At 36.5% G+C, this 19,726-nt stretch carries 19 protein-coding genes; 13 read left to right on the top strand and 6 right to left on the bottom strand.

The features are described 5' to 3' along the window. The first annotated feature begins 155 nt into the window (after window positions 1–155). The gene (locus AC6CHV_RS08835) at window positions 156–1,115 is read left to right on the top strand and encodes a nitronate monooxygenase (protein WP_498078751.1); all 960 of its coding nucleotides are present in this window, start codon (window positions 156–158) and stop codon (window positions 1,113–1,115) included. 12 nt (window positions 1,116–1,127) lie between these two features. After that, a complete protein-coding gene (locus AC6CHV_RS08840; protein ID WP_121445022.1) occupies window positions 1,128–1,391 on the top strand; it encodes a UPF0223 family protein in 264 nt (87 codons plus the stop codon). A gap of 74 nt (window positions 1,392–1,465) precedes the next feature. Here the strand turns inward: AC6CHV_RS08840 and AC6CHV_RS08845 are convergent, their stop codons facing one another. After that, the gene (locus AC6CHV_RS08845; RefSeq protein WP_440273335.1) at window positions 1,466–2,101 is read right to left on the bottom strand and encodes a YktB family protein; all 636 of its coding nucleotides are present in this window, start codon (window positions 2,099–2,101) and stop codon (window positions 1,466–1,468) included. Window positions 2,102–2,313: 212 nt separating this feature from the next. On the opposite strand from AC6CHV_RS08845, the gene AC6CHV_RS08850 reads away from it, so the two are divergent. Both AC6CHV_RS08850 and AC6CHV_RS08855 read left to right on the top strand, forming a co-directional pair. Then, the gene (locus tag AC6CHV_RS08850) at window positions 2,314–2,502 is read left to right on the top strand and encodes a YkzI domain-containing protein (protein ID WP_121445020.1); all 189 of its coding nucleotides are present in this window, start codon (window positions 2,314–2,316) and stop codon (window positions 2,500–2,502) included. A gap of 133 nt (window positions 2,503–2,635) precedes the next feature. Then, complete coding sequence (locus AC6CHV_RS08855) at window positions 2,636–3,430, top strand: inositol monophosphatase family protein (RefSeq protein WP_341332008.1); 795 nt, start codon at window positions 2,636–2,638, stop codon at window positions 3,428–3,430. A 31-nt stretch (window positions 3,431–3,461) separates the two neighbouring features. Here the strand turns inward: AC6CHV_RS08855 and AC6CHV_RS08860 are convergent, their stop codons facing one another. Then, the gene (locus AC6CHV_RS08860; RefSeq protein WP_341332007.1) at window positions 3,462–3,647 is read right to left on the bottom strand and encodes a YlaF family protein; all 186 of its coding nucleotides are present in this window, start codon (window positions 3,645–3,647) and stop codon (window positions 3,462–3,464) included. A 150-nt stretch (window positions 3,648–3,797) separates the two neighbouring features. Between AC6CHV_RS08860 and typA the strand changes: the two genes are divergently transcribed. The 3 genes from typA (at window position 3,798) to AC6CHV_RS08875 (ending at window position 6,494) form a co-directional block, all read left to right on the top strand. After that, window positions 3,798–5,639 carry a translational GTPase TypA gene (gene typA / locus AC6CHV_RS08865; protein WP_121445018.1) on the top strand — a complete coding sequence of 614 codons (1,842 nt, stop codon included), beginning with the start codon at window positions 3,798–3,800 and terminating at the stop codon, window positions 5,637–5,639. A 247-nt stretch (window positions 5,640–5,886) separates the two neighbouring features. Next, window positions 5,887–6,192 carry a YlaH-like family protein gene (locus AC6CHV_RS08870; RefSeq protein ID WP_099353582.1) on the top strand — a complete coding sequence of 102 codons (306 nt, stop codon included), beginning with the start codon at window positions 5,887–5,889 and terminating at the stop codon, window positions 6,190–6,192. Window positions 6,193–6,209: 17 nt separating this feature from the next. Continuing rightward, window positions 6,210–6,494 (top strand): hypothetical protein, encoded by a 285-nt coding sequence (locus AC6CHV_RS08875; RefSeq protein ID WP_341332006.1) that lies wholly within the window; start codon window positions 6,210–6,212, stop codon window positions 6,492–6,494. A 315-nt stretch (window positions 6,495–6,809) separates the two neighbouring features. On the opposite strand, the gene AC6CHV_RS08880 is transcribed toward AC6CHV_RS08875, so the two are convergent. Then, entirely contained in the window at window positions 6,810–7,013 is a 204-nt protein-coding gene (locus tag AC6CHV_RS08880) for a YlaI family protein (protein ID WP_341332005.1), read from the bottom strand. Window positions 7,014–7,612: 599 nt separating this feature from the next. Continuing rightward, window positions 7,613–8,212 carry a YhcN/YlaJ family sporulation lipoprotein gene (locus AC6CHV_RS08885; RefSeq protein ID WP_440273685.1) on the bottom strand — a complete coding sequence of 200 codons (600 nt, stop codon included), beginning with the start codon at window positions 8,210–8,212 and terminating at the stop codon, window positions 7,613–7,615. Between the two features lie 217 nt (window positions 8,213–8,429). Between AC6CHV_RS08885 and AC6CHV_RS08890 the strand changes: the two genes are divergently transcribed. Further along, window positions 8,430–9,758: a PhoH family protein gene (locus AC6CHV_RS08890; protein WP_341332004.1), complete on the top strand. Its 1,329-nt coding sequence runs from the start codon at window positions 8,430–8,432 to the stop codon at window positions 9,756–9,758. 177 nt (window positions 9,759–9,935) lie between these two features. Here the strand turns inward: AC6CHV_RS08890 and AC6CHV_RS08895 are convergent, their stop codons facing one another. Further along, window positions 9,936–10,427 (bottom strand): peptidyl-prolyl cis-trans isomerase, encoded by a 492-nt coding sequence (locus tag AC6CHV_RS08895; RefSeq protein ID WP_341332003.1) that lies wholly within the window; start codon window positions 10,425–10,427, stop codon window positions 9,936–9,938. A gap of 220 nt (window positions 10,428–10,647) precedes the next feature. Between AC6CHV_RS08895 and AC6CHV_RS08900 the strand changes: the two genes are divergently transcribed. The 3 genes from AC6CHV_RS08900 (at window position 10,648) to pyc (ending at window position 15,872) form a co-directional block, all read left to right on the top strand. Beyond that, on the top strand, window positions 10,648–10,929 hold the full coding sequence (locus tag AC6CHV_RS08900) for an Fpa/YlaN family protein (protein ID WP_099363135.1): 282 nt from the start codon (window positions 10,648–10,650) through the stop codon (window positions 10,927–10,929). Between the two features lie 233 nt (window positions 10,930–11,162). Then, window positions 11,163–12,377, top strand: a complete 1,215-nt coding sequence (gene ftsW, locus AC6CHV_RS08905) for a putative lipid II flippase FtsW (protein ID WP_498078752.1) — start codon at window positions 11,163–11,165, stop codon at window positions 12,375–12,377. 54 nt (window positions 12,378–12,431) lie between these two features. Beyond that, entirely contained in the window at window positions 12,432–15,872 is a 3,441-nt protein-coding gene (gene pyc, locus AC6CHV_RS08910) for a pyruvate carboxylase (protein WP_498078753.1), read from the top strand. A 78-nt stretch (window positions 15,873–15,950) separates the two neighbouring features. Here pyc and AC6CHV_RS08915 read toward each other — a convergent pair whose 3' ends face one another. After that, complete coding sequence (locus tag AC6CHV_RS08915) at window positions 15,951–16,928, bottom strand: COX15/CtaA family protein (protein ID WP_341332000.1); 978 nt, start codon at window positions 16,926–16,928, stop codon at window positions 15,951–15,953. A gap of 663 nt (window positions 16,929–17,591) precedes the next feature. Here AC6CHV_RS08915 and cyoE point away from each other — a divergent pair. Both cyoE and coxB read left to right on the top strand, forming a co-directional pair. Next, complete coding sequence (gene cyoE / locus AC6CHV_RS08920) at window positions 17,592–18,530, top strand: heme o synthase (RefSeq protein WP_498078754.1); 939 nt, start codon at window positions 17,592–17,594, stop codon at window positions 18,528–18,530. A gap of 109 nt (window positions 18,531–18,639) precedes the next feature. Next, window positions 18,640–19,716 (top strand): cytochrome c oxidase subunit II, encoded by a 1,077-nt coding sequence (coxB, locus tag AC6CHV_RS08925; protein WP_341331998.1) that lies wholly within the window; start codon window positions 18,640–18,642, stop codon window positions 19,714–19,716. The last annotated feature ends 10 nt before the right edge of the window (window positions 19,717–19,726 follow it).

Consider the following 19,726-nt stretch of genomic DNA (forward strand, 5'->3'; position numbering starts at 1 on the left):
TTGCATATAAAAATATTTCATACTTTTAAATTGTCACAACAAGTAATTATTAAACATTTTTTGGACTGTTAAACTTTGCTTATAACATTTGCTAAAGGAAAAAGAGGAGTTTCAAGAAGTGACATCGAAATGGATTAATGAAAGGTGGGAGTACAATGAATTGGGAAACGAAGGTTTCAACTTTATTAGGAATTAAGTATCCAATCATTCAAGGAGGACTGGCGTATTTAGCGTATTCGGAACTTGCAGCAGCAGTATCAAATGCAGGTGGCCTTGGTCAAATTACAGCTATGTCACTTGACACACCAGAAGATCTTCGCAATGAAATTAAAAAAGTAAAAGAACTAACAAACAAACCATTTGGGGTTAACTATGCAATAGGACAACATGGCAGACCGTTTACGGACATGCTTGATGTAGCTATTGAGGAAGAAGTGCCTGTTATCACAATGACTGGCGGAAATCCCGCACCTATTTTTGAACAATTAAAGGGTGTTAATATGAAGAAGCTTGTTTTGGTTGCAGCTAGAAGACAAGCAGAAAAAGCAGAGGAGCTAGGGGCAGACGCTGTTATGGTAGTTGGTCAAGAGGGTGGTGGCCATCTTGGTAGACAGGATATCGGAACTATGGTTCTCATTCCACAAGTTGTCGATGCAGTATCCATTCCTGTTATTGCTTCCGGTGGAATCGGTGATGGTCGAGGTTTGATGGCTGCGTTAAGTTTGGGGGCAGAAGGTATTGAAATGGGTACACGCTTTATTGCGACCAAAGAATGCGTTCACGCCCATCAAGGATATAAGGATGCATTGATTAAAGGAACCGAAAATGATACAGTCGTAATTAAACGATCACTAGGTGCACCAGGTCGTGTCATTTCTAATGAATGGTCCTCAAAAATCCTCGAGTTGGAAGTCGCAAACAGTGGATACGAAGGATTAAGGGAATACATAAGTGGTCAAGCTAATATGAGTTATATTTATGATGGTAAACTAGATGGGGGATTTGCTTGGGCTGGTCAGGTAATGGGACTCATCAAGGATGAACCAACAGTCGCTGAACTGTTCGAGCGAATGATTACTGAAGCTGAGCAAATCAGGTCTAAGTGGAGTAAATAGAGGTGAAGTCGATTGGATTATCAATACCCGATTTCGTATGACTGGAGCACAGACGAGGTAGTCGATGTGATTGCCTTTTTTGAATGTGTTGAAAGGGCATACGAGAAAGGAATAGCAAGGGATAAAATGATGCAGGCTTATAAACGCTTTAAAGAAATTGTTCCGAGTAAAGCAGAAGAAAAACAAGTTTGTGGAGAATTTGAAGAAACAAGTGGGTATTCTGCATACCGTGTTATTCAAAAAGCAAAAGAAAATATGGAATTAATCAAAATGTAAATAAAAAGGATGTCTTCTAGAAGACATCCTTTTTATTATGTAAGCTTGTCGAAAAATGAATTTCTTTTTGAAACTTACTTTGAACTTTCGTGTGCTAACTGGTATAATGGAAGTAACTTTCTGAAAGTTTGATCAATTACTCGTACTAATTCTTCAGCGCTCATTTCAACCACTTTATCTCTAGGAATGTTTATTCCGCATAGGATTTCTGCCTTTTTAACAGTTTGTAGTCTTGTGAACATTGATTCAAGTTCTTGTTCGCTCAACTCCTGATGTTTAAGAGTTTCTGGTTTTGTGTGATCTACTGACCATACAAAATGGTTTGGGACACTTTCTCTAACTTTTTTCGAGTGCTCCATTAATACATGACTGAATTCTGCCTTGATAGGTGCCTCATAAATGACAGCAAACCAAACAAATAAATGTGTATTCCATAATCCGATTTGAAAATGAGGCAGCATTTTATACCCACGCTTATTATTTGCAAAAGCTACCCAAGTATCTTTAGGTGGATTAATCGTCCTTCTTGCATGTTTTGCTACATGAGCAAACATTTCATCTCCTGAAAGACTCGAGAGTGTAGGGGCAAAATGATTCCCTAATTCCTCTAATTTTGGTCGAACCTGTTTAATTAGTGCATCCATGCGATTTTCTAGTCCATCTATTGTAAACACATTAAAGTCTTCTTTTGTAAACCCTGTAAAAGCCATTGAACTTTCCTCCTAATGATATTCCTTCTTGTATTTTAGCAAAAACATTAAAAAAGCTAAACTAGCTTGCTCGATAATTAAACCTAAAGCTTATCTAGGTATACGCACATATTTGTTACAATGCTCTAGTTTTTTCATAAGATAGAAGTAACTAGCAGAATTAGTCAATGAGGGAAAGTGGTAGATTGAAATAGTGGAAAGGGGTGCGGAAATTGAAACAAGTGATAAATGACTTAAAGCGAAAAGACGGAGAAAAGCGCTTGGCTGTGTTACGTTTAGAAGTAGATTATGAATTGGCAACCCTTTATGATGCGATGATTGAAAAAGATGAAGCGAAAAAAGCAGAATGTAAAAAGAAATTACAAAAATTAAGCCAAGAAATGATTAAAATTGAAGTATAAAAAAGAGCGAAAGCGAACCTGAGATGGTTCGCTTTCCTTATTACTTGCATGTCCATAAATAAGTAAAGTATGCTTTTAAAGAAAGATACATAGCACATACTATCCTTTGAGATGAAAAAAGTGAGGTACAGATATGGTAAATTGGGACGAAATAGATAAATATGCGAAACATTGGATAAAAGAGGCTGGGGAACGAATTCGGGATTCTTTTAAAACAAAGCTTGTAGTTGAATCAAAATCAAACCCAGATGACCTCGTGACTAACATGGATAAGGAAACGGAACAATACTTTATTGAAAAGATTCATGAGACTTTTCCGACTCACCAAATTCTTGGGGAGGAAGGCTATGGAGATAAGCTCCAATCTTTAAATGGTATCACTTGGATTATCGATCCGATTGACGGTACAATGAATTTTATTCATCAACAGCGTAATTTTGCCATTTCTGTAGCAGTCTATGAAGATGGAGTGGGGCAAATCGGCCTTATTTACGATGTTGTTCATGATGAGCTGTATCATGCACGTAAAGGTCATGGTGCTTATTTTAACTCTACAAAAATTGAACCGTTAAGGGAAGTTCCTCTGGAAAAAGCAATTGTTGCCATAAATGCAACATGGGTTACCGAAAACAAACGAATTGATCCAAAAATATTGATACCGATCGTCAATGCTGTTCGTGGAACTCGTTCTTATGGTTCAGCTGCACTGGAGCTGGCTTATGTTGTTACTGGAAGGATTGATGTTTATATTACCATGCGTTTATCACCATGGGATTTTGCTGCTGGTGTAGTTCTGTTAAATGAAGTTGGTGGAGTAGTAACAACCCTTGATGGAGAGCCATTAAACTTCTTAAAGGAAAACAGTGTATTTGTTGCAAGACCGAATCTACATCAAGAGATCTTTACACAATTTTTAAAAAGGAAATAATATCAAAAATAAAGCGTGAGGAAAGCAGAATTTATATTCTGCCATTCTCACGCATTTTTTTCTTTGTGGTAAATCCTAAACCTGTCACAATAATTACAGCAATAATAGACAGAATAATACCTAACAGACTTCTTTCAGCAATTGATACTCCAATTAACATAATGCAAACTGCAGTTGTAATCGCAAACAAGAGCATTGGCAAATTTACGTTTTTCATAGTATGGGCCCCTTTCCATAATTTATTTTACAGATAAATGTGTATTATTTCTACTGTTTGGTATATAATGTTTTAGTTCCAGTTCTTTTCGAAAGTAAAAAAATGTAAAATTAATTTATCCTTAAATTAATTCTAGGAGATGTGTAAATAGTGACAATACGAAATGATTTACGAAATATAGCAATTATCGCTCACGTAGACCATGGAAAAACAACACTGGTTGATAAAATGCTTCACCAATCAGGAACATTCCGTACAAATGAGCACGTAGAGGAACGTGCAATGGATTCAAATGACATAGAACGTGAACGTGGTATCACTATTCTCGCCAAAAATACAGCGATTAATTATAAAGATACGCGAATCAATATCATGGATACACCAGGACATGCTGACTTCGGAGGAGAAGTTGAGCGTATTATGAAAATGGTTGATGGAGTATTATTAGTTGTTGATGCTTATGAAGGCTGTATGCCACAAACTCGTTTTGTATTGAAAAAAGCATTGGAACAAAATCTTACACCTATTGTGGTAGTAAATAAAATTGACCGTGACTTTGCTCGACCAGAAGAAGTTGTTGATGAAGTAATTGACTTATTTATCGAACTTGATGCTTCTGAGGAACAATTAGAATTTCCAGTTGTATATGCTTCGGCTATTAATGGAACTGCAAGTACTGATCCACATCAACAAGATGAAAATATGGAAGCATTGTTTAACTGTATTCTAGAAAATATCCCTGCTCCAGTTGATAATAGTGAAGAACCACTACAATTCCAGGTAGCATTGCTTGATTATAACGATTATGTTGGAAGAATTGGTATCGGCCGTGTATTCAGAGGAACTATGCACGTTGGACAGCAAGTTGCCTTAATGAAATTAGATGGAAGTGTTAAACAATTCCGTGTGACAAAGATATTTGGTTTCTCGGGCTTAAAGCGTATTGAAATTCAGGAAGCAAAAGCCGGAGATCTCGTTGCAGTTTCTGGTATGGAAGATATTAATGTAGGCGAAACGGTATGTCCAATTGAACACCAAGATGCATTACCAGTGCTTCATATTGACGAACCAACTCTACAAATGACGTTTTTAGTTAACAACAGTCCTTTTGCTGGACGTGAAGGGAAATATATAACTTCCCGTAAAATTGAAGAGCGCTTGCGTGCACAACTTCAAACAGATGTAAGCTTACGAGTTGAGAACACAGATTCTCCTGATGCATGGGTTGTATCTGGTCGCGGGGAGTTGCATTTATCAATTTTAATTGAAAATATGCGACGTGAGGGATATGAGCTTCAGGTTTCGAAGCCAGAAGTTATCGTAAGAGATATTGATGGCGTTCGTTGTGAGCCAGTTGAGCGTGTTCAAATCGATGTTCCTGAAGAGCACACTGGATCCATTATGGAGTCGATTGGAGCTCGTAAAGGTGAAATGTTAGATATGATTAATAATGGTAATGGTCAAGTGCGACTCATCTTTATGGTTCCAGCACGTGGTCTAATTGGTTATACAACTGAATTTTTAACTTTAACTAGAGGATTTGGTATATTGAATCATACCTTTGATAGCTACAAACCAATGGCTTCTGGTAATGTTGGTGGACGTAGACAAGGTGTTCTTGTTTCAATGGAATCAGGAAAAGCTTCTCAGTACGGTATTATGGGTGTTGAAGACCGTGGAACTATTTTCGTTGAACCAGGTACAGAAGTTTATGAAGGTATGATTGTTGGAGAACATACTCGTGAAAATGACCTAACCGTTAATATCGTGAAAATGAAACAAATGACAAATATGCGTTCAGCGAATAAAGACCAAACAACAACAATGAAAAAGCCTCGCATCATGTCATTAGAAGAATCACTTGAATACCTAAACGATGATGAGTACTGTGAAGTTACACCAGAATCCATCCGTTTACGTAAGAAAGTTCTTGATAAAAATGAACGTGAAAAAGCAGCAAAAAGAAAAAAACTTGCTGAAGTGAATCATTAATGTTGTGAACCTTGTCCCTTTCTGATACTTTAACTTTATACAGCAAAATTCTCTGCTTCTCTAAGTGGGGACCTGTAAAAAATATACAATTAATTCAGGGTTCATAACCCAGCTGTATAAAGTTAAGCCTTCGGCCGATGCCACAGATTTTTTAAAGGAAATTTTTCGAGCAAGCTCGAAAAAAATCTGGGCGCAAATACGCCAAGGCGCATTTGATAATAGGAAAGTGTGAGAAGGAGGGGTATGAATGGATGTATACGAACACATGTGGCCAGTTGCAAAAACAATCTATAGTTCGACAACTCCCAGTGTCGGTTCAAATATGTTATACATTGTGATCTTGCTTTTAACAATTATTGTGTTTAAGTTAGGTTTTGCAAAGAAGTTGCCATTGTTAAAAAATATTGTGATTTATTTATTTCTTGCTTTAGGGTGTACAATTTTAACGTTTTTAGGTGCATTCTTACCAATAGCAGAAGGATTGGCGATTGCCGCTCTTATTTTAATCATTTATAAAATTCGACTTCACCAATCAAAAAAAAGTGAAGCGTAAAATAAGGAGGCAATTTTATGAAATCCTTGCAGGATGCAATCTATAATTGGTTAACGATTAAAGTTGTGGCTGAAGCTCGACCTGATGATAAAGCTGCAAAGGAAACATTCGATCTTTTCGAGGATATTTTAGTAAATGAGTTTAAACTGAAGGACATCGAAATTGAAAAAGATGATGTAATGTATCTTGTGAAGTATACAATTGACGGGGAAGCAAAAAGTGCAAGGTTCCCGATTGAATTAATCGATATCATGCACGATCAAATCCAGCAACATCCCGAGAGATACCATAACTACGAATAAAACAAAAAGCCGAGCGCATAGCTCGGCTTTTATATTAAGCTGGATAACCTGTTATGTTGCCCAGCTACATACTGTTCCAGCGCATAGCCCCTCGAGGTCACAAGCTAATTCGTCTGGAAGGTCAAAGTTCAATCTTCAAGACGTCTGTTCTTGTACTCGTCGGACTTGCACAGGACATGAAAGGCGTCGGGAACATGTTCATCGCACGAAGAAAATGCAAAGTATTTTCGAGGAAGTGCTGACATCGATGTTTGCAACAGGACGTGGCAGAAGGTAGTCGATGTTCCTCTAAAAAAGGCGCTTGCACTTTTGTTTTTACCACCAATCATCCTCTGTTTTCTTTTTACGGTATAACTTGAATTTGTTAGTTGCGATTCGTTCTATCGTTCTTGTTTCAATACGGTCATGGCATTCTTGGCACATATATGTATGAATTGGGCGATTTCTCAAACGTTTTGCTTGACTTGATTCATCCTCGATGTCTTCAATTTTATCACAAATTACACATTTTACTTTCATTTTTTATGAACCCCTCTAGTATTATCTAGTTTCTTTTTCCCATTATACAACAACACACACTTTTCTGACAAAGTTTGTCTTTTTTATAGAGAATACTATTTCTATCGGATGAAACAAGGTCCAGTTGAAATAACGTTTGGAAGATGCTGATTATAGGATGATGAAGTCCTGCACGAGGCGCAGCCCCATGCGTAAAGTCCTTCATAGAGAGGATGAAGTCCGCGCGAGACACAACCCCATGCGTAAAGTCCTTCAAAGAGTGGATGAAGTCCCACGCGAAGGTCAGCTCCATGCGTAAAGTCCTTCAAAGAGTGGATGAAGTCCCACGCGAAGGTCAGCCCCATGCGTAAAGTCCTTCAAAGAGTGGATGAAGTCCCACGCGGAGGTCGGCCCCATGCGTAAAGTCCTTCAAAGAGTGGATGAAAGTCCCACGCGGAAGTCGGCCCCATGCGTAAAGTCCTTCATAAACACAATGAAAGTAAAATTAAATTGAACCTTATACAAAATAGTCCCATATCATCAAAAAACTTAAGAACTATTACTTATAAATAAAAGCAGCACGAGAAACCATCTTCTCGTGCTGTGATTACATTCAACCATTATTTATTACCCATTTTTTTATTGGACTGATCTTGTTGTTCTTTATCAAATTTCTTTTGTTCTTCTTTTTTCAGCTGGCTGTCATTTGTTTTTGTAGGTTCTGTATTGTTATTATCAATTATATCGCTTGGAATATCAGGTACTAGTCTGCCGACAATCTGTGCTAATTCGTCCAAAATACCTGTAACAGGTCGTCCATCTTCAATCTGCTTTTTCATTTGTTTTAAACGTTCATACGTATCAGCGTCTGCAACAACAATTGCATTTGCTCCGTAAGGGTCATGCTGCAGGCTTTCAGCAACCGAGTACTTAATCGTTTGTACTCTTGACCTTTCTAATTTTGCATTTACATCAATTCCGACAATTGCATACTTCCCTAGAACAACAGCAGTTGCATCATTTACGTTTGGGACACTACTCGCAAGTTCGACAAGATGACTCGCTATTTCTTGTCCTGTTTTTCTGTCAACATGGTTTTCAATTGAATTTTGAACTTTTACACGAGTATCTTTCTCATTTTCTCCAGCATTATTTGATGTACCACAACCAGAAATAATAAAAATTATAGTTAAGAACAGAAGGATATTAATATATCTCACTGTTTTGCCTCCTATCGCTCAATGTGTTTTCTTTTTTTATTGTTCAATTATTCTTCTATCTTTATTCATTCAGACATATATTTTTATCAATGGTCGTCCTTATAAGAACAAAAAGAGGAATGACTAATATAATAAAATAAAAAATTCTTACACGAATGTATAACCTGTTTCACTCCTAAAACAAAAAATGAAACCGACTTGAGTAGGAGGCGTGATTTTGGGGAAAATTTATGTATTAGACACAAATGTATTACTGCAAGATCCCAGAGCAATATATTCATTTGAAGATAATGAGGTTGTTATACCAGCAGTTGTTTTAGAAGAGGTAGACTCAAAAAAACGTTATATGGATGAAATAGGTAGAAATGCAAGGCAAGTTTCAAAATTAATTGATAATTTGCGGAAAACAGGGAAGCTCCACGAAAAAATCCAGCTTGAAACTGGTGGAAGCCTAAGGATTGAATTAAACCACAGATCCTTCCATGAATTACAAGATATCTTTGTTGAAAAAACAAATGATAATCGCATCTTGGCAGTTGCCAAAAATCTCTCATTAGAAGAACAAGAAAAAGAAAATGGGAAACAGGTAATCTTAGTTAGTAAAGATGCACTGGTTCGTGTTAAGGCAGACGCATTAGGACTACAATCTGAAGATTTTTTAAATGACCGCGTCGTTGAGGTTGATCATATATACTCGGGGTTCCTCGAGATTTATATAAATCGTAACCTACTTGACCTTTTTTATGAAAAAGGGGAGCTTCATGTTACAGAGTTAGTTAACCATCCATTTTATCCAAACCAATTTATCTTATTAAAAGACGCACTTGGAGGTTCCTCATCTGCTATTGGAATAGTCGATAAGACAGGTAAAGTAGTTAGAAAGCTTAATTTTAAACTGGATCATATATGGGGCATTAAACCTCGAAATGTGCAGCAAACAATGGCGTTTGAGCTGTTGTTAAGAGATGATATTCCATTGGTGACTTTAATAGGCAAGGCTGGTACAGGGAAGACCTTGTTGGCGCTTGCTGCTGGTTTAATGCAGACGGAGGATATGGGTAAGTATAAGAAACTCTTAGTAGCCCGTCCGATCGTCCCAGTTGGTAAAGATATCGGATTCTTACCAGGAGAAAAGCAGGAAAAGCTTAGGCCGTGGATGCAGCCAATTTACGATAATCTTGAATATTTGTTTAATACAAAAAAACCTGGAGAACTTGATGCCATTTTAGCTGGAATGGGTTCGATAGAGGTGGAGGCATTGACTTATATTCGAGGTAGAAGCATCCCTGAGCAATTTATCATTATTGATGAGGCTCAAAATTTAACCAAGCATGAAGTAAAAACAATCCTTACTAGAGTAGGGGAAAAAAGTAAAATCGTGTTTATGGGAGATACTGAACAAATTGACCATCCTTATTTGGATGAATACAATAATGGGTTAACATATGTGGTAGAGAAGTTTAAGGACCAAAAAATAGGTGGCCATATTCGATTAGTTAAGGGAGAAAGATCTGGCCTTGCCCAATTAGCTGCAGATATTCTTTAAAGTATGAAGCCTGTCATGCTTCCTCGATTAAAAGGGTTAGTGACAGGCTTTATTCTCATATTAAGCTCGAATGCATTGCCTCCCGAGTCAGGCTTCACCATCCTGCTGTGGCCATACCATCCTCGTTGAGGTTCCAGCGCTAGTCGGTGTTGAGGATATCGCTTACGTATTTCTGAATTATTCAATGATAAAACGAGTTATATGTTTTATTGGGTTCTCACGGTTTGAACCATCTCCAAAATAAAAATGGACAGGACCATCTTCACGTAATGGTTTACCTACATTTGAAAACCCAAGGATAGCATCATATGCTTCACTTAATGGAATCTTAGTTTCTTGTTCTTTTTGTACAATTTTTAAGGTTGTGGCATCTTCTAACGGTTCTGCATTTTTAATAAAATCACAAAATGGAATGCCATATGTACCGGTTAATATTTTTTCTTTCAAAAACTTCTTTTCTGTTTTGAGAGTAGGAGGGTAAATCGCACCTTCGCGGATTTCTCTATCCCAATGCTTTGAAACTGACTTTGTGTATTCGCTTAAATCTTCTTCCACTTTTTGATTTGAATCGAAATATGTAAGTAAATCTACTCTACGATCATCAAAAATCCACACACTAGGATCAAGTGTAATGTTATACTTAGTCTTTCCTTCAATCATAATAATCATCGATAAATCATTCCTTTCATTCATATTATAGAGGTTTTGAAACGTAATAGGAAGTATCAGACTTTTATTATTGGAGTGAAACCTGATAATTGCCTAATTGTTAATTAGTTCCATTTATAAGAGTGCTAGTCTTTTCTATTTATTCTTGCAATTTTACTGTATACAGGTTAATATTTATAGATAGGATTAGGTATCGCTTCGCAAACGGAGGGGTTATGAATTGACTTCAGAGATTTCGGTGAATCACCGTGAAAAAGCACTGTCTTTACTACAAGCAGATGCTGAAAAAATATTAAAACTTATTAAAGTTCAAATGGATAATTTAACTATGCCTCAATGCCCATTATACGAAGAAGTACTGGATACGCAAATGTTCGGATTATCCAGAGAAATAGACTTTGCGGTAAGATTGGGATTAATAGAGAGCAATGAAGGTAAAGAGCTCATCTCAAAACTTGAGCGTGAATTATCCGTTCTACATGAAGCTTCTACCCGAAAGTAGGAAAAATCTATAGATAAATTAACTCAAATTATCATGACTTTAGGATAATTTGAGTTTTTTTATAATTTGGGTTTACAGTTTTCCCGTTTTACAGTATTTTTTATTAAAGGATTTCACTTAATATTGTTTTAATAGTTTATAAGATTAAAAGAAAATGGAGGTTTTTTGCAATATATATTGCAAAAATATAGTACAATAAATAATTATACCTTCTATTTAGAGGAAGATGCCCAATGCTCAAGAAAATTTTAAAATCATATGATTATACTTTAGTCCTTGCTGTTTTTCTTTTATGTTGTTTTGGACTAGTCATGGTCTATAGTGCAAGCATGGTCATTGCCTCAGCCCCTAAGTTTGGAGAAAACCCATCATTCTTTTTTGATAGACAAAGAATGGCCTTACTAGTAGGTGCAGTTGCATTTTTTGTAACCATGATTCTACCTTATAAACTATATGCCACAAAAAAAATTCTTCTTATAATTGTCCTAGGTTCAGTTGCGATGCTTTTATTAGTATTTGTCGTTGGACACACAGCTAATAATGCACAAAGCTGGATAATGGTAGGAGCAAGGGGGATTCAGCCCTCCGAGTTTACAAAGCTAAGTGTTATTATTTATCTTGCTGCAGTCTATTCTAAGAAACAAGCATATATCAACCAATTTGGTATAGCAGTTATGCCGCCAATCATTTTTACTCTCTGTATATGTATGACAGTAGCAATCCAGCCTGACTATGGAACGGCCTTTATTATAGGATTAATTGCTTTATCCATTATTTTATGTTCAGGAATGAATCTAAGAAGCTTAGGAAAGTTGATATTACTTGGCCTAATAACAGCAGTTATTTTATCACCATTATTATATATTTTATCAGATGGGATATTATCTGAAGGCAGAATGGGCCGTTTTTTAGGTTTTATGCATCCATTTGAGGATGAAAAAAATGGTTATCAATTGGTAAACTCATACATTGCTCTAGGAGCTGGTGGGTGGAAAGGCCTGGGGCTTGGACAAAGTATCCAAAAGTTTAATTATCTCCCTGAAGCCCATACAGATTTCATAATGGCAGTTATTGCAGAGGAATTAGGTTTATTTGGAGTATTATTTGTATTATTATTATTAGCATATATTGTTTTACGAGGATTTCAAATTGCTAGAAAATGTACTGACCCATTTGGTAGTTTACTTGCAGTCGGTATATCATCTATGGTTGCCATTCAAACTTTTATCAATTTAGGTGGTTTGACAGGACTTATTCCGATCACTGGAGTTACATTACCATTTATTAGTTATGGAGGTTCTTCATTATTGCTATTAATGGCATCCATGGGGATTCTGATCAATGTTTCAATGTTTACAAACTATCATTCTATGTATAGTACAAAAGAAAAGAAGCCACAAAATCAACCAGCTCGTACTTATCAAAAAAACTATGTCTCTTATAGATAACCATTATCTATATGTTGATGATAAATTTACGTTCTTATTTAAAGGAGGATTTATATGGAGAAACGCATCAAGAAGGTACTAGTTGCCAATCGGGGAGAAATCGCAATACGTGTATTCAGGGCTTGTACGGAGTTGCATATTCGTACAGTTGCAATATATTCGAAGGAAGATGCAGGCTCTTATCATCGATATAAGGCTGATGAGGCTTATTTAGTTGGTGAAGGAAAGAAACCAATTGATGCATATTTGGATATTGAAGGGATTATTGAAATCGCAAAAGAAAATGACGTAGATGCGATTCATCCAGGTTATGGATTCTTATCTGAAAATATTGATTTTGCAAGAAGATGTGAAGAAGAGAATATTATTTTCATTGGACCTAAATCTACTCATTTAGATATGTTTGGAGACAAGGTAAAAGCTAGACATCAAGCGGAAAAAGCGGAGATCCCAGTTATTCCTGGTAGTGATGGACCATTGAAGAATTTGGAAGAGGCAGTGCGATTTGGAGAAGAACACGGTTATCCAGTCATTATCAAAGCATCTCTTGGTGGTGGCGGACGTGGAATGCGGATTGTCCGTAGCAAGGCAGGATTAAAAGAGTCATACGAACGTGCTAAATCAGAAGCTAAGGCTGCATTTGGTAATGATGAAGTCTATATCGAAAAGCTTATTGAAAATCCAAAACACATTGAAGTTCAAATTATCGGTGACAGTCAAGGTAATATTGTTCATCTATATGAACGCGATTGCTCTGTTCAACGACGCCATCAAAAAGTTGTTGAAGTAGCGCCAAGTGTATCTTTAACAGAGAAATTACGCCAAGATATTTGTGAAGCTGCTGTTAAATTAATGAAAAATGTACAGTATTTGAATGCTGGAACTGTTGAATTCTTAGTTGCGAATAATGAGTTTTACTTTATTGAAGTAAACCCGCGCGTACAGGTTGAGCATACAATTACAGAAATGATTACAGGTATTGATATTGTACAAACACAAATACAAGTTGCTGAAGGTCATTCGATACACAGTAATGCGATTGGCATTCCAGCACAAGAAGATATCAAAACACATGGGTATGCAATTCAATCCCGTGTTACAACAGAAGACCCATTAAATAACTTTATGCCTGACACAGGTAAAATTAGTGCTTATCGAAGTGGTGGCGGATTTGGTGTTCGTCTTGATGCAGGAAATGGGTTCCAAGGTGCAGTTATCACACCATATTATGATTCTTTATTAGTTAAGTTATCTACTCAGGCCTTAACTTTTGAACAAGCTGCATCCAAAATGGTCAGAAACTTGAAGGAATTCAGAATCCGTGGAATTAAAACAAATATCCCGTTCTTAGAAAACGTTGTTAAACATGAAAAATTCCTATCCGGAGAATACGATACATCCTTTATTGATTCATCACCTGAGTTATTCATTTTTCCTAAACCAAAGGACCGTGGTACAAAAATGCTTTCCTATATCGGAAATGTAACTGTTAACGGTTTCCCTGGTGTTGAAAAGAAAAGAAAGCCTGTGTTTGATAAGCCGTTTTTACCAAAAGTAAAACATAATGAACCAGTCCCTTCAGGAACGAAACAAATTCTAGACCAACATGGTCCAGAAGGCGTAGTGAATTGGGTGAAAAAACAAAAACAAGTTCTCTTCACTGATACAACATTCCGTGATGCACACCAATCATTACTAGCAACTAGATTTAGGACAAATGATATTAAGCATATTGCAGATCCAACTGCAAGATTATTACCAGAATTATTCTCACTTGAGATGTGGGGTGGAGCAACATTTGATGTGGCATACCGTTTCTTAAATGAAGAACCATGGGACCGTCTTGCTACATTACGCAAGCAAGCACCAAATATTTTATTCCAAATGTTGCTTCGAGCATCAAATGCGGTTGGTTACAAAAATTACCCAGATAATCTAATACGTGAATTCGTAAAAGAATCAGCAGAATCAGGAATTGATGTATTCCGTATATTTGACAGCTTGAACTGGGTTAAGGGTATGACACTTGCTATCGATTCTGTTCGTAACAATGGAAAAATTGCAGAAGCAGCGATTTGTTATACAGGTGACATAACAGATCCAACACGTTCAAAATATGATTTACAATATTACAAAGAATTAGCAAGGGAGCTTGAGCAATCAGGTGCACATATGCTTGGAATTAAGGATATGGCAGGATTACTTAAGCCACAAGCGGCTTATACTTTAATCTCTGCATTGAAGGAAACAGTTTCAATTCCTATTCATTTACACACACATGATACGAGTGGGAATGGACTATTTACGTATGCAAAAGCAATTGAAGCTGGAGTTGATATTGTTGACGTAGCAGTGAGCTCAATGGCTGGCCTCACGTCTCAACCAAGTGCAAACTCATTATTATATGCATTAGAAGGGACAGCTAGAAAACCTGAACTTTCTGTAACGGCATATGAAGAGATTGCACGTTATTGGGAGGGAGTTCGTAAATATTATCAAGATTTCGAAAGTGGGATGACATCGCCACATACTGAAATCTATCAGCATGAAATGCCAGGAGGACAGTATAGTAACCTTCAACAACAAGCTAAGGGAGTTGGCCTCGGTACAAGATGGGAAGAGGTTAAAGAAATGTATCGTCGTGTAAATGATATGTTTGGAGATATTGTTAAAGTAACCCCTTCTTCAAAAGTAGTTGGAGATATGGCTCTCTACATGGTTCAAAACAATCTCACTGAAGATGATATTTATGAAAGAGGAGAAACACTAGATTTCCCTGATTCAGTAGTTGAACTCTTTGAAGGATTTTTAGGTCAACCTCATGGTGGTTTCCCTAAGGAACTTCAACGAATTATCCTTAAAGGACGCGAACCAATTACAGTTCGCCCTGGAGAATTACTAGAGCCTGTTAATTTTAGCGAGATAAAAGATACTTTAACACATAGCTTACACCGCGATGTAACGAATAAAGAGATGATCTCTTACGCGTTGTATCCAAAGGTATTTATGGATTATCAAAAAATGTTTGAGCAATTTGGCGATATTTCAATGTTAGATACACCTACTTTCTTTTATGGAATGAGACTTGGAGAAGAAATTGAAGTAGAGATTGAACAAGGAAAGACATTAATTGTTAAGCTTGTTTCAGTAGGTCAAGCTCAACCAGATGGTACTAGGGTTATCTATTTTGAATTGAATGGTCAGCCACGTGAAGTAATCGTTAAAGATACAAATATTAAATCAACAGTTGTTGCGAAGCTAAAAGCTGATCGCGATAATGATAACCATATTGGCGCAACAATGCCAGGTACGGTGATAAAAGTATTAGTTGAAAAAGGTGACAAGGTGAATAAAGGGGACCATCTCATGATTACAGAAGCCATGAAGATGGAAACTACTGTACAAGCACCTTACACTGGAATAGTGAAGGATATTCACGTTGCAAACGGTGAAGCTATTCAAACAGGCGATCTCTTACTTGAACTTACAAAATAACCAAAGAAAGCCCCAAAGTTTACTTTGGGGCTTAAATTATGCAAAAAATCCGAGGAGAGCATCCTCGGACTTTTTAGCTTATTGCACTGTAATTGTTTGATTTCCATTTATAGAGTCTTCATTCGCTTTCTCAGCTTCTAATCTTAGTGCCACTTCATTTTTCTTGCTTCTTGAAGATAATAGAATGAAGTAACTAAATACTCCAAATAAACAAGCAATAAATAAAGCGTGTGCTAGAGAAATAAATAGATTTAGTCTGGAAAATATAATGACGGCCCCTGAAGTAACTTGAATAGAAACTAAACCAAGAGCAATCATCCAGCCGCGATAGAGAACTTTTTCATGCTTATAGTGCTTATAAATGCGGATGAAAAGGTACAATACCCAAATGAATAATACACCAGCTAATGCCCGGTGCCCCATTTGAACCCATTCATGAATTTGAGTGGGGAAGCCGATATTGTTGTAAGTACACACAGGCCAATCGGGACAAGCAAGAGAAGCGCCAATATGCCTCACGAGTGCACCGGTATATACAACAACTAAACTGTAGATTGTTATGGCGTAAAATTGAGTTTGTAGTTTTTTGTCAATCACCAGTGAGTCGGCATCAAACTTTTTATCAATCTCGAAAATAAGTAACGTCAATAATAATACAGAAGCAAAGGAAATAAGCGAAATCCCGAAATGAAGGGCCAGTACGATATCAGATTGCCCCCACATAACTGCTGCAGCACCAATCAGTCCTTGTAAAACTAAGAAAAAGAAAGATATAAATGCTAAAAATTTCGTTTCTCTAATATGACCGATTGCTTTCCAAGACCAAATAGATAGAGCTAATACTAAAATCCCTACTACTCCAGAAACAACCCTATGACTTAGTTCAATAACTAATTCAAATGTTATTTCTTCAGGGATTAACTGCCCATGACATAATGGCCATGAATCTCCACAACCAGCTCCTGACTCTGTTTTCGTTACAAGAGCACCACCGATTAACACAAATAGCATACCGATCGTTGTTAAAACCGATAACCATTTTAATGAACGGCTCAAAAAATCACCTTCTTACTTTTATAAAACTATAACATTGTCTAGTATTTAACTTTACTTTGCAGATATCCCTATATTCTACCTATATTTTTACGATATTTATCATACCTAAAGAATAGATAAATTTCAAAGGAACACTATTATCGATATTACACAATTTACGATTTGTTTACAACCCGCATGAAATTGAAAAAAATTTATTATTGTAGTAAAAAAGGTTGAAAATTATGAAGGAGTTTGCTAGAAATAGATAGGGGAATTGTTTTACATTTGGACAAGTACCTATAAACAAGGGATTAACACTATTAATATAGTGATAATAGTGTTTAAATAGCGGTTTTGCGGTCATTTAAAGGTCACAAAAAAGTCATAAATTATTAACTAAATGTTCACAAAAAAACTAAAAAATGTGATTTAATATACAGAAAGGGTATTTTTTAATATAATTTATAATATCTACAACATAATAAACTGGATAAGATAAAACTTGTACTTTTTATACATACCTCACATCTCGAAAACGCTTTATTTTTATTATTGCGTTTTTTAAGATTGAAGATAGTGCAGAATGATGGTATCACGTTCATTAATTGAAAAGAATGAGGCTGATAAGATTGCTGTATGCAATGTTTGAAAGTATCGTTATTAAAATAAGGAGGCTTCATGATGACGACGACAAGGTCTGTACTTAGTGCAGATGAAAAGATACAGAATGAAAAAAATCGTGATCAGGAATATCGAACCACTGCCCTTAAGGATTTCCTAGCAATCATAAAAATTGGGATTGTAAATTCCAATCTAATAACCGCCTTTACGGGTGTATGGCTTGCCTTGTTCTTTACGGGTCAAAGCTTTTTGCAGGAAATCGATATCGTTATATATGCGCTAGTTGGTTCTGCGTTGGTTATAGCTGGTTCCTGTGCGGTGAATAATTATTATGATCGAGATATTGACCATGTAATGGAACGTACAAAAGTACGTCCAACTGTAACCGGTAGAATTAATCCTAAACATGTTTTAGTATTGGGATTAATACTCATACTAATAGGAACTGGGTTTCTACTTCTCACTACAGTTACTGCTGCAGTGATTGGATTAATTGGAGTTTTCTCTTATATCGTTTTATATACAATGTGGTCAAAACGTAGATATACAATTAATACCGTAATTGGAAGTATATCTGGGGCTGTACCTCCTCTTATTGGGTGGGCAGCGATTGATCCAGAATTACACGTTCTAGCGTGGCTCTTGTTTTTTATTATGTTTATCTGGCAACCGCCGCACTTTTTAGCACTTGCTATGAGACGAGTTGAAGAATACCGTTCTGCGGGAGTTCCGATGTTGCCGGTTGTTCATGGGTTTGCAATGACAAAGAGACAAATCATGATTTGGGTTCTTTGCTTGATCCCACTTCCATTTTATATGTTTTCTTTAGGTGGCCTATTTGTAACAATTGCAACCCTCCTAAATATCGGGTGGTTAGTCCTCGGTATTAGTGGTTTTAAAAAGAAAGATGATATCAAATGGGCAAAACAGATGTTTGTTTACTCACTTAACTACTTAACGATTATGTTTGTAACAATGATAATCGTTACATTAGTGTAAGTGGGTTTCAAAATATAAATAATTCTTCTATATACAAGTAGAAGGATTTAATATCTTTATCAATAAAGATAGTAGCAAAATATTATTGAAAGAGGGGTTTGATTAAGCTATGAAAAAATGGCTACCAAAAGTGCGCTTGTTCACACTGTTTAGTTTCATGGCGCTGCTGTTAGCAGGGTGTGGGGAACCATTCGTTTCTGCACTTTCCCCAGCAGGGGAAGTTGCGAAAATGCAGTACGATTTAATGATCCTAGCAACATTGATCATGGTCATCGTTATTGCAGTAGTTACAATTATCTTCGTTATCGCCTTAGTAAAATTCAGACGTAGAAAAGGTGATGAAAACAAGATTCCTAAGCAAGTCGAAGGAAATCACACTTTAGAGATCATTTGGACTGTTATACCGATTCTTTTACTTTTAGTATTAGCAGTTCCAACAGTATCTGCTACTTTTGAATTAGCTGACGTAAAAGCGATGGAAGAGGGGACAAGAGACGAGGACGCAGTAGTAGTTAAAGTAACTGCTAATCTATATTGGTGGGAATTTGAATACCCAGACCATGGTATTGTCACTGCTCAAGAGTTAGTTGTTCCTACTGACGAAAAAGTATATTTTGAACTTATTTCTTCTGATGTTAAACACTCATTTTGGATTCCAGCTGCAGGTGGAAAACTAGATACAAACACAGATAACACAAACAAATTCTGGCTAGAATTTAACTCTAAGAGTACAGATGAAGCTGGTGGCTTATTATATGGTAAGTGTGCTGAACTCTGTGGACCTTCCCATGCATTAATGGATTTCAAAGTAAAACCAGTTCCACGTGCTGAATTTGATCAGTGGATCGACAAAATGGTTGTAGCTAAGGATGCAGAACATGTTCCTGCGAATGATGTTGCAAAAGCTGGGGAAGAATTATTCAGTGCAAACGGCTGTATCTCTTGTCATGCAATCAATCCAGGTGAAAAGCGTCCAACAGCACCGAGCTTAGCGAACTTCGGTGATCGCTCTAGTATTGCTGGAAAATTAGAATACAACAAAGAAAATTTAAAAAATTGGTTGAAGGATCCTGAGTCAATTAAGCCGGGTAACAACATGACAGGAACCTATGATAATAAAGGTTTATCAGATCAAGATTTAGATGCTTTAGCTGAATATCTAATGGGCCTTAGTGTCGAAGATTAAGATAAGAAAT

Source organism: Ferdinandcohnia sp. GQ5, from assembly GCF_059759275.1.

Excerpts from the sequence above, each read along its gene's own strand:
- AC6CHV_RS08835 (WP_498078751.1), top strand. The coding sequence starts at position 156 with ATGAATTGGGAAACGAAGGTTTCAACTTTATTAGGAATTAAGTATCCA.
- AC6CHV_RS08845 (WP_440273335.1), bottom strand. The coding sequence starts at position 2,101 with ATGGCTTTTACAGGGTTTACAAAAGAAGACTTTAATGTGTTTACAATA.
- AC6CHV_RS08855 (WP_341332008.1), top strand. The coding sequence starts at position 2,636 with ATGGTAAATTGGGACGAAATAGATAAATATGCGAAACATTGGATAAAA.
- AC6CHV_RS08860 (WP_341332007.1), bottom strand. The coding sequence starts at position 3,647 with ATGAAAAACGTAAATTTGCCAATGCTCTTGTTTGCGATTACAACTGCA.
- AC6CHV_RS08870 (WP_099353582.1), top strand. The coding sequence starts at position 5,887 with ATGGATGTATACGAACACATGTGGCCAGTTGCAAAAACAATCTATAGT.
- AC6CHV_RS08875 (WP_341332006.1), top strand. The coding sequence starts at position 6,210 with ATGAAATCCTTGCAGGATGCAATCTATAATTGGTTAACGATTAAAGTT.
- AC6CHV_RS08880 (WP_341332005.1), bottom strand. The coding sequence starts at position 7,013 with ATGAAAGTAAAATGTGTAATTTGTGATAAAATTGAAGACATCGAGGAT.
- AC6CHV_RS08895 (WP_341332003.1), bottom strand. The coding sequence starts at position 10,427 with ATGATTATTATGATTGAAGGAAAGACTAAGTATAACATTACACTTGAT.
- ftsW (WP_498078752.1), top strand. The coding sequence starts at position 11,163 with ATGCTCAAGAAAATTTTAAAATCATATGATTATACTTTAGTCCTTGCT.
- pyc (WP_498078753.1), top strand. The coding sequence starts at position 12,432 with ATGGAGAAACGCATCAAGAAGGTACTAGTTGCCAATCGGGGAGAAATC.
- cyoE (WP_498078754.1), top strand. The coding sequence starts at position 17,592 with ATGACGACGACAAGGTCTGTACTTAGTGCAGATGAAAAGATACAGAAT.
- coxB (WP_341331998.1), top strand. The coding sequence starts at position 18,640 with ATGAAAAAATGGCTACCAAAAGTGCGCTTGTTCACACTGTTTAGTTTC.